The 16,105-nt window shown below is 70.3% G+C and carries 14 protein-coding genes; 10 read left to right on the top strand and 4 right to left on the bottom strand.

From position 1 onward, the window contains the following. Nucleotides 1-19 precede the first annotated feature (19 nt). Nucleotides 20-2,674 carry a DNA polymerase I gene (polA, locus tag J7I98_RS01120; RefSeq protein WP_251019996.1) on the top strand — a complete coding sequence of 885 codons (2,655 nt, stop codon included), beginning with the start codon at nt 20-22 and terminating at the stop codon, nt 2,672-2,674. Between the two features lie 51 nt (nt 2,675-2,725). On the opposite strand, the gene J7I98_RS01115 is transcribed toward polA, so the two are convergent. Further along, on the bottom strand, nt 2,726-3,622 hold the full coding sequence (locus J7I98_RS01115; RefSeq protein WP_214914627.1) for a DUF4184 family protein: 897 nt from the start codon (nt 3,620-3,622) through the stop codon (nt 2,726-2,728). A 186-nt stretch (nt 3,623-3,808) separates the two neighbouring features. Between J7I98_RS01115 and J7I98_RS01110 the strand changes: the two genes are divergently transcribed. The 3 genes from J7I98_RS01110 (at nt 3,809) to J7I98_RS01100 (ending at nt 6,892) form a co-directional block, all read left to right on the top strand. Next, nucleotides 3,809-5,590 carry a lytic murein transglycosylase gene (locus J7I98_RS01110; protein ID WP_214914624.1) on the top strand — a complete coding sequence of 594 codons (1,782 nt, stop codon included), beginning with the start codon at nt 3,809-3,811 and terminating at the stop codon, nt 5,588-5,590. Nucleotides 5,591-5,733: 143 nt separating this feature from the next. Beyond that, nucleotides 5,734-5,871, top strand: coding sequence for an SPW_0924 family protein (locus tag J7I98_RS01105; protein WP_214914621.1), 138 nt, complete (start codon nt 5,734-5,736; stop codon nt 5,869-5,871). 13 nt (nt 5,872-5,884) lie between these two features. Then, complete coding sequence (locus J7I98_RS01100) at nt 5,885-6,892, top strand: DUF3068 domain-containing protein (RefSeq protein ID WP_214914619.1); 1,008 nt, start codon at nt 5,885-5,887, stop codon at nt 6,890-6,892. Here the strand turns inward: J7I98_RS01100 and hrpB are convergent. Then, a complete protein-coding gene (hrpB, locus tag J7I98_RS01095) occupies nt 6,882-9,407 on the bottom strand; it encodes an ATP-dependent helicase HrpB (protein ID WP_214914616.1) in 2,526 nt (841 codons plus the stop codon). The two genes, J7I98_RS01100 and hrpB, sit on opposite strands and share 11 nt — an antisense overlap. Nucleotides 9,408-9,411: 4 nt before the next feature. Beyond that, entirely contained in the window at nt 9,412-10,281 is an 870-nt protein-coding gene (locus J7I98_RS01090; RefSeq protein ID WP_214914613.1) for a class I SAM-dependent methyltransferase, read from the bottom strand. A gap of 358 nt (nt 10,282-10,639) precedes the next feature. Between J7I98_RS01090 and rpsA the strand changes: the two genes are divergently transcribed. The 4 genes from rpsA to J7I98_RS01070 all read left to right on the top strand — a co-directional run bounded on the left by rpsA (nt 10,640) and on the right by J7I98_RS01070 (nt 14,365). Beyond that, a complete protein-coding gene (gene rpsA / locus J7I98_RS01085) occupies nt 10,640-12,151 on the top strand; it encodes a 30S ribosomal protein S1 (protein ID WP_214914610.1) in 1,512 nt (503 codons plus the stop codon). Between the two features lie 245 nt (nt 12,152-12,396). Continuing rightward, nucleotides 12,397-13,278 (top strand): PAC2 family protein, encoded by an 882-nt coding sequence (locus tag J7I98_RS01080; protein ID WP_251019993.1) that lies wholly within the window; start codon nt 12,397-12,399, stop codon nt 13,276-13,278. A 23-nt stretch (nt 13,279-13,301) separates the two neighbouring features. Next, a complete protein-coding gene (gene coaE / locus J7I98_RS01075; protein WP_214914604.1) occupies nt 13,302-13,910 on the top strand; it encodes a dephospho-CoA kinase in 609 nt (202 codons plus the stop codon). Nucleotides 13,911-13,996: 86 nt separating this feature from the next. Then, entirely contained in the window at nt 13,997-14,365 is a 369-nt protein-coding gene (locus tag J7I98_RS01070; protein ID WP_214914601.1) for a tetratricopeptide repeat protein, read from the top strand. A 19-nt stretch (nt 14,366-14,384) separates the two neighbouring features. Here J7I98_RS01070 and J7I98_RS01065 read toward each other — a convergent pair whose 3' ends face one another. Next, complete coding sequence (locus J7I98_RS01065) at nt 14,385-14,660, bottom strand: DUF6343 family protein (RefSeq protein ID WP_214914598.1); 276 nt, start codon at nt 14,658-14,660, stop codon at nt 14,385-14,387. Between the two features lie 169 nt (nt 14,661-14,829). On the opposite strand from J7I98_RS01065, the gene J7I98_RS01060 reads away from it, so the two are divergent. Continuing rightward, nucleotides 14,830-15,294, top strand: a complete 465-nt coding sequence (locus J7I98_RS01060) for a DoxX family protein (protein ID WP_214914596.1) — start codon at nt 14,830-14,832, stop codon at nt 15,292-15,294. Nucleotides 15,295-15,346: 52 nt separating this feature from the next. After that, nucleotides 15,347-15,808, top strand: a complete 462-nt coding sequence (locus tag J7I98_RS01055) for a hypothetical protein (RefSeq protein WP_214914593.1) — start codon at nt 15,347-15,349, stop codon at nt 15,806-15,808. Nucleotides 15,809-16,105 lie beyond the last annotated feature (297 nt).

The raw sequence follows: 16,105 nt of genomic DNA, 5'->3' as shown, positions 1-16,105 counted from the left end.
CCGTCCCCGCCTGCTCCTCATGGACGGGCACTCCCTGGCGTACCGGGCGTTCTTCGCGCTGCCTGCGGAGAATTTCACCACCGCGAGCGGCCAGCCGACGAATGCCATCTACGGCTTTGCGTCGATGCTGGCGAACACGCTGCGCGACGAGTCGCCCACGCACTTCGCGGTGGCCTTCGACGTGTCGCGCAAGACATGGCGCTCGGCGGACTTCCCCGAGTACAAGGCGAACCGGTCGAAGACCCCCGACGAGTTCAAGGGGCAGGTCGAGCTGATCGGCGAGCTGCTGGACACCATGAACGCGGAGCGGTTCGCGGTGGACGGCTTCGAGGCCGACGACATCATCGCCACCCTGGCCACGCAGGCCGAGGCCGCCGGCTTCGACGTGCTGATCGTCACCGGCGACCGGGACTCCTTCCAGCTGGTCTCCGACCATGTGACCGTGCTGTACCCGACCAAGGGCGTCTCCGAGCTGACCCGCTTCACCCCGGCGAAGGTCGAGGAGAAGTACGGGCTGACCCCGGCGCAGTATCCGGACTTCGCCGCCCTGCGCGGCGACCCGTCGGACAACCTGCCGGGCATCCCCGGCGTCGGTGAGAAGACCGCCACGAAGTGGATCAACCAGTTCGGTTCGTTCGCGGAGCTGGTCGAGCGCGCCGACGAGGTCAAGGGCAAGGTCGGGCAGGCCCTGCGCGACCACCTGGAGTCCGTCAAGCTCAACCGCCACCTCACCGAGCTGGTGCGTGACGTGGAGCTGCCCAAGACCGTCGCGGACCTGGAGCGCGCGCCGTACGACAGGTCCGCGTTGAAGGGGTTCCTGGAGGTCCTGGAGATCCGCAACCCGAGCCTGCGGGAGCGGCTGCTCTTCGTCGACCCGGGGGCGGAGGAGGAAGAGGCCCCGGCCCCGGACGCCGGTGTCCAGCTGGACGGTACGGTGCTGGGCGCCGGCGAGGTGGCCGCCTGGCTGGAGCAGCACGGCGGGCAGCCGCTCGGCGTGGCCACCGTTGCCACCTGGGCCCTGGGTGTCGGCAATGTCAGCGAGGTCGCGCTGGCTGCCGCCGACGGCAAGGCGGCCTGGTTCGACACGACCCAGCTCGACGAGTCCGACGAGCAGGCCTTCGCCGCCTGGCTCGCCGACCCCGCCCGTCCGAAGATCATGCACAACGCCAAGGACGCGCTGCGGGTCTTCCCGGAGCACGGCTGGCACATCACGGGCATCACGATGGACACCGCGCTCGCCGCCTACCTGGTCAAGCCCGGCCGCCGGTCCTTCGCGCTGGACGCCTTGTCCGTCGAGTACCTCCACCGTGAGCTGGCCCCGGCCGCCGCCGACGGGCAGCTGGCCTTCGGTACGGACGAGCAGGCCGAGGCCGATGCCCTGATGGCACAGGCCCGTGCGGTCCTCGATCTGGGCGAGGCGTTCGGCGAGAAGCTGAAGGAAGTGGGCGCCACCGAGCTGCTGCACGATGTGGAACTGCCCACGTCCCTGCTGCTGGCCCAGATGGAGCGGCACGGCATCTCCGCCGACCGCGCCCATCTGGAGGCGATGGAGCAGCAGTTCGCCGCGGCGGTGCAGCAGGCCGTGAAGGAGGCGCATGCCTCGGTGGGTCACGAGTTCAACCTCGGCTCGCCCAAGCAGCTCCAGGAGGTCTTCTTCGCCGAGCTGAACCTCCCCAAGACGAAGAAGACCAAGACCGGTTACACCACGGACGCGGACGCGCTGGCATGGCTGGCCGCCCAGACCGAGCACGAGCTGCCGGTGATCATGCTGCGTCATCGTGAGCAGGCCCGGCTGCGGTCCACCGTCGAGGGTCTGATCAAGACGATCGCCGCCGACGGCCGGATCCACACCACCTTCAGCCAGACGGTCGCGGCGACCGGCCGTCTCTCCTCCACCGACCCCAACCTGCAGAACGTGCCGGTGCGTACGGACGAGGGCCGGGCCATCCGCCGCGGTTTCGTCGTCGGCGAGGGCTTCGAGTCGCTGATGACCGCGGACTACAGCCAGATCGAGCTGCGCGTGATGGCGCACCTTTCGGAGGACGAGGGCCTGATTGAGGCGTTCACTTCCGGTGAGGACCTGCACACCACGGTCGCCTCGCAGGTGTTCGGCGTGGAGCGGTCGGCGGTCGACGCGGAGATGCGGCGCAAGATCAAGGCCATGTCGTACGGCCTGGCCTACGGCCTGTCCGCTTTCGGCCTGTCCCAGCAGCTGAACATCGACGCGGGCGAGGCCAGGGCGCTGATGGACACGTACTTCGAGCGGTTCGGCGGTGTGCGTGACTACCTGCGCCGTGTCGTCGACGAGGCGCGTGCCACCGGGTACACGGCGACGATGCTTGGCCGCCGCCGCTACCTCCCGGACCTGAACAGCGACAACCGCCAGCGCCGTGAGGCGGCCGAGCGGATGGCGCTGAACGCCCCGATCCAGGGCACGGCCGCCGACATCGTGAAGGTCGCCATGCTGAACGTCGGCCGGGCGCTGACGGAGGCCGGCCTGAACACCCGGATGCTGCTTCAGGTCCACGACGAAATCGTCCTGGAGCTGGCGCCGGGCGAGCGCGAGCGGGTGGAGGAGATCGTCCGCCGCGAGATGGCCGGCGCCGTCAGCCTGCGCGCCCCGCTCGATGTGTCGGTGGGCGTGGGCGCCGACTGGGAGTCCGCCGCGCACTGACACGCGCTTGACGCTCCCGTAGGCCCCCCCGGGGGCCCTACGGGAGCGTCCTCAGTCGCCGGACGGGCTTGATGTGCCTGCCCTGGCCGGAACATTGAGCCCGTCCGGCGACTGAGGACCGGATTCCGCGGCAGCGATCCGGTTCGATGTGCCGCGCAGCTTCAGCCGCACTGCGGCGCCGTACAGCACAAGCCCCACGGCGAGGCCCGCTCCGGCGCCGAAGCACGCGGTCGGTACGAAGTCGAGGGGATTCAGCTGCGCGGTCTGAGCGGCGTACCAGCGAACACACCGGTGTACGACGCCGATCAGCACGCACAGCGCCAGCAGCACGCCCGCCGTCCATCGGCCGCGCGCGTCCAGTGCGGGTACGGAGTTGGGGGCGGGCCCGTCGGGCCGGCGGCGCAGCGCCGACACCGTGAACCACACGATCGCCGCGAGAGCGACGGCCGAGCCGCCGTACTGGGCGTACATGTACATCGGGAAACCGGCGACGACCTCACCGAGCACCGGCAGCAGTCTCATGCCCCACCGGTCCAGATGCGTGAAGGCGTCCCAGACGACGTGCGTACACGCGCCGATGGCCGCCGAGAGGAAGAACCGCCAGGCGAGTGAGGGGAGTTGAATCCCGGACCAGTCCTGGCCGCGTACGAAGCCGTGGAAGCGGGCCTGCCGGTGGCGCGGCACCAGTGCCAGCAGCGGCTCCCGCAGCAGCAGCCACAGCCCCACCAGTGCCGCCGTGATCAGTACGTCGACCGTGACGATGCCGGGGAGGGAATGGGTGACGTCGCCGAAGGTCATCGCGGCCGGGGCGGCGGTTGCGGCGAAGTACGTCATGTCGGGCGCGAACGACCCTGCGACGAGCGCCGATGCGAGCAGCGGACCGCGCGCGGTTCCGTCGCGACGAATGCCCGGCAGCACCGCCGCAGCATGGCTGAGTGTGAACGGCAAAGGCCCCCCCGGACCGCTTCTGATCTGTGACGATCAGTATGCCGGTCCCTGCGCCGAGGTGAATTTAAGTGAACAACCGGCAATAAGGGGACAACTGCCGGTGTCCGGGCGCCTGGAGTTGTCGTAGTGTCGCAGAGTCCTTGCGCTGGGGAGCGCGAACAGCCTTGACGGGGAGGGGCCAGAAGTATGGCAGCACAATTCGGCCGCAGGCTGCGCAAGGGGGCGACAGCCACCACAGTGGCGGCGCTCGCCGTGGCAGCCCTCTCCGCCTCGCAGGCGCCGGGCGTCATAACGTCCTCCGTCGACCAGAGAGCGGCCGGCGCGACCGAGCCTCCCGGCACTCCGGTGTCCGGTAACTCGCCCTACTTCACGGACCTTCCGCCTCTGAATACACCGGACAAGCCGGGCACTTCAATCAACCTCCCGGCAGCCACCGGCGCCGCGGAAGCGGGCATACCCGCCTCGGTGCTCGCCGCGTACAAGCGTGCGGAAACGACCATCGAGGGCTCCGACCCGGGCTGCCGGCTTCCCTGGCAACTGCTCGCCGCGATCGGCAAGGTGGAGTCCGGCCAGGCGCGCGGCGGTCGCGTCGACGCCGACGGCACCACCCTGACGCCGATTCTCGGACCCGTGCTCAACGGCGTCGGCTTCGCCAACATTTCGGACACCGACGGCGGCGCGTACGACGGCGACAAGGCCCACGACCGCGCGGTCGGCCCGATGCAGTTCATCCCCTCGACCTGGGCGACCTGGGGCCAGGACGGCAACGGCGACGGACGTAAGAACCCCAACAACATCTACGACGCGGCGCTCGCCGCGGGCCGCTACCTCTGCGCCAACGACCGCGACCTGGGCATCCAGAGCGACCTCGACAAGGCGATCCTCGGCTACAACCACTCGCGCGAGTACCTGCGTACGGTCATGTCCTGGTTCGACTACTACAAGCGCGGCAGCCACGAGGTCCCGGACGGCTCCGGAGTCCTGCCGGTCAGCACGGATCCCGACAGCAATGGCGGCAACAACGGCGGCAACGGCGGCGGAAAGGGAAGCGGCCTGCCCGTTTCCCCCGGCAAGACCCCGCCGTCCAGCCCGGGCAACCCGGCCTCCCCGGACAAGCCCGGGGACAACAAGCCCTCCGAGCCCACGAAGCCGGACGGCGGCGGCACACCGACCCCGACACCGCCTCCCACCACCCCGCCTGCAGCGCCCCTCACCGCCCTTGAGCGCCTCGGCACGGCGACCGTGACCGCCACCGCCGGCGAGAACTTCGCCGACCGGCTGCGCGTACGGGCCAAGACCTCCGCGGGCAAGACCGTGCCGGGCGCCAAGGTCCAGTTCCAGATCGTCGGCGAGACCGGCGCCCACTTCCCCGGTGACGCGACCCGCGTCACCGTCACCACCGGCTCCGACGGCATCGCCACCGCCCCCGTGCTCAGTGCGGGCGGCCAGGCGGGTACCTTCACCGTCCGCGCCAAGGCCCTGAACACCAGCGCGCCCGCCGCCGGTTTCGGCGCCACGGTCAAGGCCAAGCCGGCGCCCGCCCCGCAGTGCGACGCGCTGGCCCGCGCCTCCGACGAGGAGCTCACGGCCGAGACCGACGGATCCTTCGCCGACCTCGTCGAGCTGAAGGCGACGTACCAGGGGAAGGCCGCGGCGGGCGTCGCAGTGACCGCGACGATGGTCACTGAGGACGCCGACGCGCCCGCGAAGGACTGGGCGGTGAACGACAAGGGCCCGTACTTCGAGGTCGGCGAGGGCGAGGAGGACAAGACCGTCCGCACTCTCACCGGGCTCAAGACGGATGCCGATGGCCTGGTGAAGCTGCCGAAGATCTACACCGACGGCAACGCGGGCCCGTACAAGCTCCGCCTCACCACTGCCACCGGCGTGGTGCTGATCGTCGACCTGACGGTCAAGGCGCCAGCCACCGCGCCGACTACGGACCCCTCGGGGACGCCCACCGCCTAAGGGACCTGAAACGCCGGACGGGCTGGGAATCCAGCCCGTCCGCGTTTTTGATGTCCGGGGCCGGTGCAACGTGTTCTCATCTCGCCGCTCCATTGCTACGGTGCCACCGCCCTGACGCCGTATCAGATTCCGGGAGGCCGAGCATGCGTGCTCTCGTCGCCGCCGCCCTCGGGCTGGCTGCCGCCCTCGCGCTCGTCCTCACCGTCACGGCCGTCGGCGCCCCGCCGGGGGAGACCTCGCCCAAGCCTCTGCTGACCACCGTTCCCGGGCCGAAGAAGTAGAGGGGCCGGAGCCGTGCGCCGTAAAGCCAGCCTGGTCCTGCTCGCCTTCGCGGTCTTCTTCGCCGCCATGTCACCGCTGTTGCGCTGGTACGCCTTCCCGCGCCTCGCCAAGATCCCGCCCGGCCAGTACCAGGAAATGGTGCTGGAGGCGAAGCCCGCGACGCTCCTCGAATACAGCTCCATGCAGGCCAAGAAGGTCGAAAAAATCACCATCGTGCAGACCCTGAAGGGCAACGTCGAGGAGTCCGAGAAGATCGAGCGGAGCGCGGGACGCGACGTGGTCGTCTGGGACTCCCTCTCGTACGTCCAGGGCCCCGACGGCAAGATGGTCTCCCAGATCCCCGAGCGCTACATCTTCGATGCCCACAGCCAGGCACCGGTGCACGCCACCGGCGAGATGGTCGACGGCGACCGCGTCACGCGCGAGGGCATCGAGTTCAAGTGGCCCTTCCTCACCGAGAAACGCGACTACGAGTACTTCGACGCCCAGACCCGCACCTCCGCCCCGATCCACTACAAGGGCACCCGGAACTTCCGGGGCATGGACGTCTACTACTTCGAGCAGACCATCCCCTGGACCAAGGTCAAGTACCCGAAGAAGATGCCCATGCCGGGCATCGACTCGACCAAGCTGGAGAAACAGACCGGCACCACCCGCTGGTACACCACCAAGCGGATGTTCTGGGTCGACCCGGTCACCGGCGCCCCGGTCAACGGCGAGGAGATCCACAAGGAGGAGCTGCGCGGCGGCACTCTGCTGGGCGGCCGCGACAAGGTCACCGCCTTCGCGGGACACGTGAAGATGCGCGAGGACTATGTCGACTACACCGTCGACCTCGTCAAGACCAACCGCTTCATGATCCTCATGCTCACCTCGTACCTCCCCTGGGGCTTCCTGACCCTGGCCGCCGCCCTCCTCGCGCTCGCCCTGCTCCTGGAGGCCCGCAGCCGAAGGCCCGGCGACGACCCCGGCACGCCCGCGATCCCCGCACCCGCTCCGCAACCGGTCGTCAGCCCGTGAACCGCGCCTTCGTATGCCGCGTCGGCACAGCGGCCGCCGGATCCTCCGGCCAAGGGTGCTTGGGATACCGCCCCCGCAACTCCGCCCGCACCGCCCTGTATCCGTCACGCCAGAAGGACGCCAGGTCGGCCGATACAGCGGCCGGGCGCCCGGCAGGGGACAGCAGGTGCACCAGCACCGGGACCCCGGCCACGCGCGGTGTCTCGGCCAGGCCGAACATCTCCTGAAGCTTCACCGCCAGTACGGGCTGCTCCCCGCCGTACTCCACCCGGATCCGCGACCCGCTCGGCACCTCGATCCGCTCCGGCGCCAGCTCGTCCAGCCGCGCCGCGTCGCCTGACGCCCACGGCAGCAGCCGGTTCAGCGCCTGCCCCGCCTCGATCCGCCCCAGGTCGGATCGCCTGCGCGCCCGTGACAGCTCCGGCTCCAGCCACTCGTCTGTACGGTCCGCCAGCGACGCGTCCGACACATCCGGCCAGGGCGTGCCCAGCTCCCGGTGCAGGAAGGCGAGCCGCTCCCGCAGCCCCTGCGCATCGCGGGACCAGCGCAGCAGGCCGAGGCCCTCCCGCCGCAGCCCTTCGAGCAGTGCCTCCCGTACGAGCGCCGCGTCCGGGTTTTTGAGCGCCCTTACGGTCAACTCGACCGCCCCGAGCCGCTCCACATGCCGCGCTACGACGTCCCCGCCCTCCCAGTGGACCTCCTCGCCGGAGACCAGCAGGTGCTCGGCGGCCAGCTTCGCAGTGTCCTCGTCGATGACGGCGGCGAGCCGTACCCGTGCGGACGCGGCATGGACGGGACGGTCGGCGACGGCGACCGCCAGCCAGGGAGCACTGCGCAGCCGCGACCCGTCACCGAGCTCGGCGCCCGTCCCTGAAGCCATGAGGAAGGCACCCTCACCCCGGGCCCTGGCGACCCGCTCGGGAAACGCGAACGCCGCCACAAGGCCGGCCACCGCGTCGTCACTCGCGGACTGCCGGTTCCCCTCGGTGCCCGTTCCCGTCCCTGTCCCAGCCGCCGAAGCCAGCCGTCTCGCCTCCTGGCGCCACCGGGCCCCGTACCCGTCGTCGCCCCGCCGTGCCGAACGCCAGGCGGCCGCCAGGTCGTCGCCGTACTCCCTCGGGGGTTCCTCGCTCAGCAGGGCGACCACCTCCGCCGCCCGGCGTACGCCGACCTCCCGCGCGCCGTCGACGAGTGCCCGCGCAAGCCGGGGGTGCAGGCCGAGGCGGGACATTCGTACGCCCCTGTCCGTCGCGCGACCGGCATCGTCCACTGCGCCGATCGCGGCCAGCACGGTACGGGCCGCCGCCATCGCACCGCCGGGCGGCGGATCCAGCAACGCCAGGCCGCTCGCGTCCGGGTCGCCCCAGCACGCCGCCTGGAGGGCGAACGCCGTCAGGTCCGCGACCTTGATCTCGGGGGCGGGGAAGCGCGGCAGCCGTGCGTCCTCGGCCTCGTCCCAGCACCGGTAGACGGCACCCGGCGCCTCGCGCCCGGCCCGACCCGCCCGCTGCCGTGACGCCGCCTGGGACGCCCGTACGGTCGTGAGGGCGCTCAGCCCGCGCGCGTGGTCGGTGCGGGGCTCACGCGCGAGGCCTGAGTCCACGACGATCCTTACCCCGGGCACGGTCAGGCTCGACTCGGCCACCGAGGTCGCCAGCACCACCCTGCGGGCACCCGTGGAACCGGCCAGCACGGCATCCTGCACCGCGGCAGGCGCCCGCCCGTGCACCTGGAGCACCTCGGCCGCCACGCCGCCCAGTTGTCCCGCCACGCGCGCGATCTCGCCCACGCCGGGCAGGAAGCACAGCACGTCACCCGTCCGCTCCGCGAGCGCCCTGCGCACCACGGCGGCCACATGTGTCAGCAGCGCCGGATCGACCCTCATGCCGTGCGGCGGCCGCACCGGGCGAGCGGGCGGCGCCCACACCGTCTCCACGGGGTGCGACACGCCCTGCGCCTCCACCACGGGGGCGTCGCCGAGCAGCCGGGCCCAGCCCTGCGCGTCCGTCGTCGCGGAAGCGGCGACGAGCCGCAGCTCGGGCCGCAGGGTGGCCCGTACATCCAGCAGGAAGGCGGTGACGGTGTCCGCGTCGAGGTGGCGCTCATGGCACTCGTCGAGGACGACGACGTCGACCCCGGCCAGCTCCTGGTCGCGCTGGAGCCGTTGCAGCAGGACACCGGTCGTCACGACCTCCACCACCGTGTCGCGCCCCACCATGCGCTCTCCGCGCACGGTGAAGCCGACGCGCCCGCCGGGCTTCTCGCCGAGCAGCCACGCCATCCGCCGGGCCGCCGCACGCGCCGCGATCCGCCGGGGCTCCGCGACGACGACCCTCCGCACCGGCCGCCCTTCACCGGGGCTGAGCAGCCCCGCCAGCACCAGCGGCACCAGCGTCGTTTTGCCCGTCCCCGGCGGCGCGCACAGCACCGCAGTGCCGTGCGCGTCCAGTGCCCGTTCCAGTGCGGGCACAGCGGTGCGTACGGGCAGCCGGTCCAGGGCGTCGGTGCGGATCACGCCCCTAGTCTCGTACGCAGACGAAAATCGCCGTCCCCGGGATCAGATTTCCGCGCAGGGGGGACCAGCCGCCCCATTCCTGGGTGTTCCAGGCGGGCCACTCCGGCTCGACGAGGTCGACCAGACGGAAGCCGCCGGCCACGACGTCACGGACCCGGTCGCCGACCGTCCTGTGGTGCTCGACGTAGACGGCGCGGCCCTGGTCGTCCTGCTCGACGTACGGCGTGCGGTCGAAGTAGGACGCCGCGACCGACAGACCCTCCGGGCCCGGCTCATCGGGGAAGGCCCACCGGATCGGGTGCGTGACGGAGAAGACCCACCGTCCGCCGGGCCGCAGGACCCGCCGTACCTCCCGGAAGACCTCCACCGGATCGGCGACGAAGGGCACCGCGCCGTACGCGGAACAGGCGAGGTCGAAGGAGCCGTCGCGGAAGGGCAGCTTCCCGGCGTCCGCCTGCACGAGGGAAACGCCGTCCAGAGGGACACGGCCGTCGATCCGCAGTGCGTGCTGGAGCTGGCGGTGAGAGAGGTCCAGAGCCACGGGGCGGGCGCCCTGCGCGGCGAGCCAGCGCGAGCACTGGGCCGCGCCCGCGCCGATCTCCAGGACGTCGAGCCCCTTCAGGGACTCCGCGGGACCCAGAAGGCCCGCCTCCGCCTCGTCCAGCCCTTCCGGACCCCATACGAAGCGGTCGTCGCCCAGGAACGCGCCGTGCTCGCTCTGGTACTCGTCCGCGTTCCTGTCCCACCAGCTGCGGCTGGCCCGGCTGCTCTCGGCCTCCCCGGCCTCGCGCCGGGTCGCCTCCCCCTCGTCGGCGCCCGCGTCGTCCGGCGTATAGGTCTCGAGGACCTCGAAAGCGTCTTCCCTGTGGCTCATTGCGCCCGTCTGTCTCGTCTGCGTAGGCTCGCTCGAACCTGTAGCTGCAGAGTGCGGTGCGGCCGTTGTGGCCTCGCTAAACATTAGTTGTGCCGGGAATGGGGTGATCCGCCCCGGGTGTGCGCCTTCGCGCATTGACCATGCCCGGCTGCCCCCGTATGCTACAAGTTGCGCTGCGAGCCTGCGCGCCTCAGACGGAGCAGGCCGCGCTTGCATCAGTTGTATGTCCCCTCGGTTGTCGAGGCGCTTCCCTTCCCGGAAATGCGCCTCCTAGGCTGTCCGGCTTCATCAGGTGCGATAAGGGCTCCCGGCGTAGCAGTACCTACGACTTACTGTCCGTACCGGAGCCCTTACCCACATGACGAGCAGCACCGAGACCACCGCCACCACCCCGCAGGTAGCGGTCAACGACATCGGTAACGAGGAAGCCTTCCTCGCCGCGATCGACGAGACGATCAAGTACTTCAACGACGGCGACATCGTCGACGGCGTCATCGTGAAGGTCGACCGGGACGAGGTCCTGCTCGACATCGGTTACAAGACCGAAGGCGTCATCCCCTCCCGCGAGCTTTCCATCAAGCACGACGTCGACCCCAATGAGGTCGTCGCCGTGGGCGATGAGATCGAGGCTCTTGTTCTCCAGAAGGAGGACAAGGAAGGCCGTCTCATCCTGTCCAAGAAGCGCGCACAGTACGAGCGCGCCTGGGGCACGATCGAGAAGATCAAGGAAGAGGACGGCATCGTCACCGGCACCGTCATCGAGGTGGTCAAGGGTGGTCTCATCCTCGACATCGGCCTCCGTGGCTTCCTGCCGGCCTCCCTCGTCGAGATGCGCCGCGTCCGTGACCTCCAGCCCTACGTGGGCAAGGAGCTCGAGGCCAAGATCATCGAGCTGGACAAGAACCGCAACAACGTGGTCCTGTCCCGCCGTGCCTGGCTCGAGCAGACCCAGAGCGAGGTCCGCCAGACCTTCCTCACGACCCTGCAGAAGGGTCAGGTCCGCTCCGGCGTCGTTTCCTCGATCGTCAACTTCGGTGCGTTCGTGGACCTCGGCGGCGTCGACGGTCTCGTGCACGTCTCCGAGCTCTCCTGGAAGCACATCGACCACCCCTCCGAGGTTGTCGAGGTCGGCCAGGAAGTCACCGTCGAGGTTCTCGACGTCGACATGGACCGCGAGCGTGTCTCGCTGTCGCTCAAGGCGACGCAGGAAGACCCGTGGCAGCAGTTCGCCCGTACGCACCAGATCGGGCAGGTTGTTCCCGGTAAGGTCACGAAGCTCGTTCCGTTCGGTGCGTTCGTGCGCGTCGACGAGGGCATCGAGGGTCTGGTCCACATCTCCGAGCTGGCCGAGCGCCACGTGGAGATCCCGGAGCAGGTTGTCCAGGTCAACGACGAGATCTTCGTCAAGGTCATCGACATCGACCTCGAGCGTCGTCGCATCAGCCTCTCGCTGAAGCAGGCCAACGAGTCCTTCGGTGCCGACCCGGCCTCGGTCGAGTTCGACCCGACCCTGTACGGCATGGCCGCGTCCTACGACGACCAGGGCAACTACATCTACCCCGAGGGCTTCGACCCCGAGACCAACGACTGGCTCGAGGGCTACGAGACCCAGCGCGAGGCCTGGGAGACCCAGTACGCCGAGGCGCAGCAGCGCTTCGAGCAGCACCAGGCTCAGGTCATCAAGTCCCGCGAGGCCGACGAGGCCGCCGCTGCCGAGGGCGCTGCTGCCCCGGCCGCCGGCGCCCCGGCTGCCTCCGGTGGCACGGGTGGCGGCTCCTACTCCTCGGAGTCGGCGGACAACTCCGGCGCCCTGGCGTCGGACGAGGCCCTGGCCGCGCTCCGCGAGAAGCTGGCCGGCGGCCAGAGCTGAATCGCAGAGCAGCGTGTCGGCGTGTAGCTGATTAGCTGAAAGGTAAGGCCCGCTCTCCTTGGAGGGCGGGCCTTACTGCGTTGTACGCGTCCGCTGTACTAACTGCTGTGCCGCAACAGGCCGTTGTCAGGGAATGCGCACGCCCGGCAGCACGTTCTTCCTTAGGAACACGAGGAGGAGCGGTAATCGTGCTTGATCCGCAGGATTTGTACGTCTGGGAGCCGAAGGGCGTGGCCGTCGTCGACATGGCGCTCGCGCAGGAATCGGCCGGACTGGTCATGCTCTACCACTTCGACGGCTACATCGATGCGGGTGAGACCGGCGAGCAGATCGTCGGAAAGCTGCTGGACACGCTCCCGAACCAGGTCGTGGCCCGGTTCGACCACGACCGGCTGGTGGACTACCGTGCCCGCCGCCCGCTCCTGACCTTCCGGCGCGACAGGTGGTCCGATTACGAGGCACCGGAGATAGATCTCCGCCTTGTGCAGGACGCCACGGGAGCGCCCTTCCTGCTGCTGTCGGGCCCCGAGCCCGATGTGGAGTGGGAGCGGTTCGCGCTAGCCGTACGGCAGATCGTCGAGCGGCTCGGAGTGCGCCTCTCGGTGAACTTCCACGGCATCCCGATGGGCGTCCCGCACACCCGCCCGGTCGGCATCACCCCGCACGGCAACAGGACCGACCTCATGCCGGGCCACCGCAGCCCGTTCGACGAGGCACAGGTGCCCGGCAGCGCGGAGTCGCTGATCGAGTACCGGCTCGCGCAGGAGGGGCACGACGTGCTGGGCGTCGCGGCGCACGTGCCGCACTACATCGCCCGTTCCTCGTACCCCGATGCCGCACTGACCGCCCTGGAGGCGATCACGGCGGCGACCGGCCTGGTGCTGCCAGGAGTCGCCCATTCACTGCGCACTGAGGCACGGCGTACGCAGGACGAGATCGACCGCCAGGTCGGCGAGGGCGACGAGGAGCTCGTATCGCTCGTACGGGGCCTTGAGCACCAGTACGACGCGGTGGCGGGCGCGGAGACGCGGGGCAACCTGGTCGCCGAGCCCGTCGATCTGCCGTCGGCCGACGAGATCGGCCTCGAATTCGAACGCTTTCTCGCCGAGCGGGAGGGTGACCTCTAGACGACTCGTCTAGGCTTCCGCGCATGCTGAAAGTGGGTCTGACCGGCGGCATCGGTGCCGGCAAGAGCGAAGTGTCGCGGCTGCTCGTTTCGTACGGAGCGGTGCTGATCGACGCCGACAAGATCGCGAGGGAGGTCGTCGAGCCCGGAACGCCGGGGCTCGCGGCCGTCGTCGAGGCCTTCGGGGAGGAGATCCTCGCCCCGGACGGGACCCTGGACCGTCCGAAGCTCGGCTCGGTCGTCTTCGCCGACCCCGACCGCCTGGCGACCCTGAACGAGATCGTCCACCCGCTGGTCGGGGCGCGGTCGGCGGAGCTGGAGGCCGGGGCGGCGGCGGACGCCGTCGTCATCCACGATGTACCGCTGCTGACCGAGAACGGGCTTGCCCCCCTGTACGACCTGGTCGTCGTCGTGGACGCCTCCCCCCAGACCCAGCTGGATCGGCTCGTACGGCTGCGCGGCATGGCAGAGGGCGAGGCCCGCGCGCGGATGGCCGCGCAGGCGAGCCGGGAGCAGCGGCTGGAGATCGCGGATCTCGTCATCGACAACGACGGTCCGCTGGCCGCACTGGAGCCGCAGGTCCGGAAGGTCTGGGCAGAGCTGACCGAACGGGCGGCGAACAGCACGCGTTAGGTGTGCCGGGCCCCTCGCCCCCCGCCCTGGAATAGGACATGCTGCCGGGGCCGTTGAAAGCATCAGGTGAGGGGAAGGATGTCAGCGTGCGTGAAACCAGCCCGGAGACCCACATCATCGATTACCGCGCGGCGGAGCATCTGCTGGCCGCGCGGGACCCGCAGGGAGCCGTAAAGCTCCTCGACTCGGTCATCGCCGCGCATCCGGAGAACACGGCGGCCCGCTTGCTGCGTGCCCGGGCCTTCTTCGCGTCCGCCCAACTTCGTCTCGCCGAGATCGAGTTCCAGCTGGTTCTGGAACGGGAGCCGGACAACGCCTTCGCCCACTTCGCCCTTGCGCGTACGTACGAGCGTGCCGCCCGCGACGACCGGGCGAAGCGCCACTTCCGGCTGGCGGCGGCCCTCGACCCCAAGCCGGAGTACCTGGCGGCGGCGCGGTTCGAAACGGACGAGTGACCGCGCGGCGACCGCTTGTTTACGGTCGGTGGCCGCCGCCCTGCGCCGGTGGATCGTACGGCGGGACGTCGCGACCCGGCTGGTAGTGCGGGCCCTGGCGGATATGGCGGATGATCATGACCAGGTCCACGGTGACCACGACGGCGAGGCAGCCGCAGGCGATGGCCCAGCCGGGGCGGTCGGCGAAGGCGAACGCCACCGTTCCGGCGACGGTCCAGATCAGGCCCCATACGCTCAGCGCGAGGCGCATCCGCAGGGGACTGCGTGCGGTCGCGGGTTCACTCCCAGTGCGCATGACGATCGCCTCTTCTTCCACGGGGGCGTATACCCGCCGGGCCGTGTCCGACGCGGGCCCCTCGGCGATCCCGGTCAAAACTCTGAGCCGCTGATGCGATGAGTTGTGAGTCGCGGCGCGGTCTTACTTGGGACACCACACAGCGCACCGATTCCCCTGGGAGACCACGATGTCCGAGGCAACGACCGCCCCTGCCGCCCACTCCGGCGCCACCGTCACCACCGGCTCGTTCTTCACCGGCCCAACGCCGAGCCGTCGCGCGCACCTCACGCTACGGGGGCTCCAGATCCTGCTCGCCGTGCTCTTCGCCGTACCCAGCGCGATCCCCAAGCTGATCGGTCACGCCTCGGCGGCGGAGAGCTTCGACAAGATCGGCTTCGGAGACTGGTTCATGTACCTCATCGGCGGCCTGGAGCTGGCCGGGGCGGTGGCGCTGCTGATACCCGTCCTGTCCGGTGTGTCGGCGCTCGCTCTCAGTGCTCTGATGGCCGGGGCGTTCGTGACTCAAATCGTCGTGTTCGACGGGGAGTACGCCGCATCGCCGCTGATCGTGATGGTCCCCCTCCTGGCCATCGCCTGGGGGCGCCGTCACCACAACGCGGAGCTTGTGGCGCTGGTACGCCGCGGTGCCTAGCGGGACTTGAGCCTCTACGGTGTGAGGAGCAGACGTCGGTGAAAGGAGCGCGGTGGAAGCCGAGTTGATGGCTTTGGCGGCGGCGGGCGCCACGGCACTCGTCCAGCAGATGGCGACAGATTCCTGGTCGAGCGCGCGTGGGCGCGTCACCGCGTTTCTCTCGCGCCGGGCGCGGGGCGGGGCGGCGGCCGACGAGGAGACGGTCGAGGGCGAGCTGGAGGTCTCGCGCGGCGAGCTGGCCGAGGCGCGGGCTGCCGGTGACGAGCAGGTGGCCGCAGACGTGGAGTCGGAGTGGCGTACGCGCCTGCGCCGGACGCTGGCGGCCGATCCTGCCGCCGCGGCGGAGCTGCGTTCGCTACTCGACGAGCTGGCAGCGGGCGGGGCGGGGGTGCGGGAGGGCGACGTACACAACACGATCACTGGGGGAGTGCAGTACGGCCCTGTCGTTCAGGCGAGGTCGGTGGGGTCGCTGAACTTCGGGGCGGCGGTGCGGCCGGGGCGCGGGCCTGAGTAGGTGCCCCCGACGCCCGTCCTCGCCATGGCGGGGGAGCGGGCTTCTGGGCGGCCCTGCCTGCGGCGATTTCCCCCACCCCGCCCATCATTCAGCCCCTCGGGTGTTTGAGGAGCGGGTCTGGGGCGGAGCCCCTCGCGCGGCGGCAGCCGCAAATCGTCACAGCGGGAAGGGGAGGGTAGGGGAACACAGCGCAGCAGGTCGCGCCGCCCGCGCCCACCCCGCCGCCTCACCAAGACCGGCTGTCAGACCCCGCCCGTAGACTCGCTCGTTGATAGGACACAAGCGCACGAGCGGGAC

The organism is Streptomyces sp. ISL-98 (assembly GCF_018614055.1).
Lineage (GTDB): Bacteria > Actinomycetota > Actinomycetes > Streptomycetales > Streptomycetaceae > Streptomyces > Streptomyces spiramyceticus.
The sequence above is the reverse complement of the archived record's forward strand: the minus strand, read 5'-3'. Positions and strand labels throughout refer to the sequence as shown.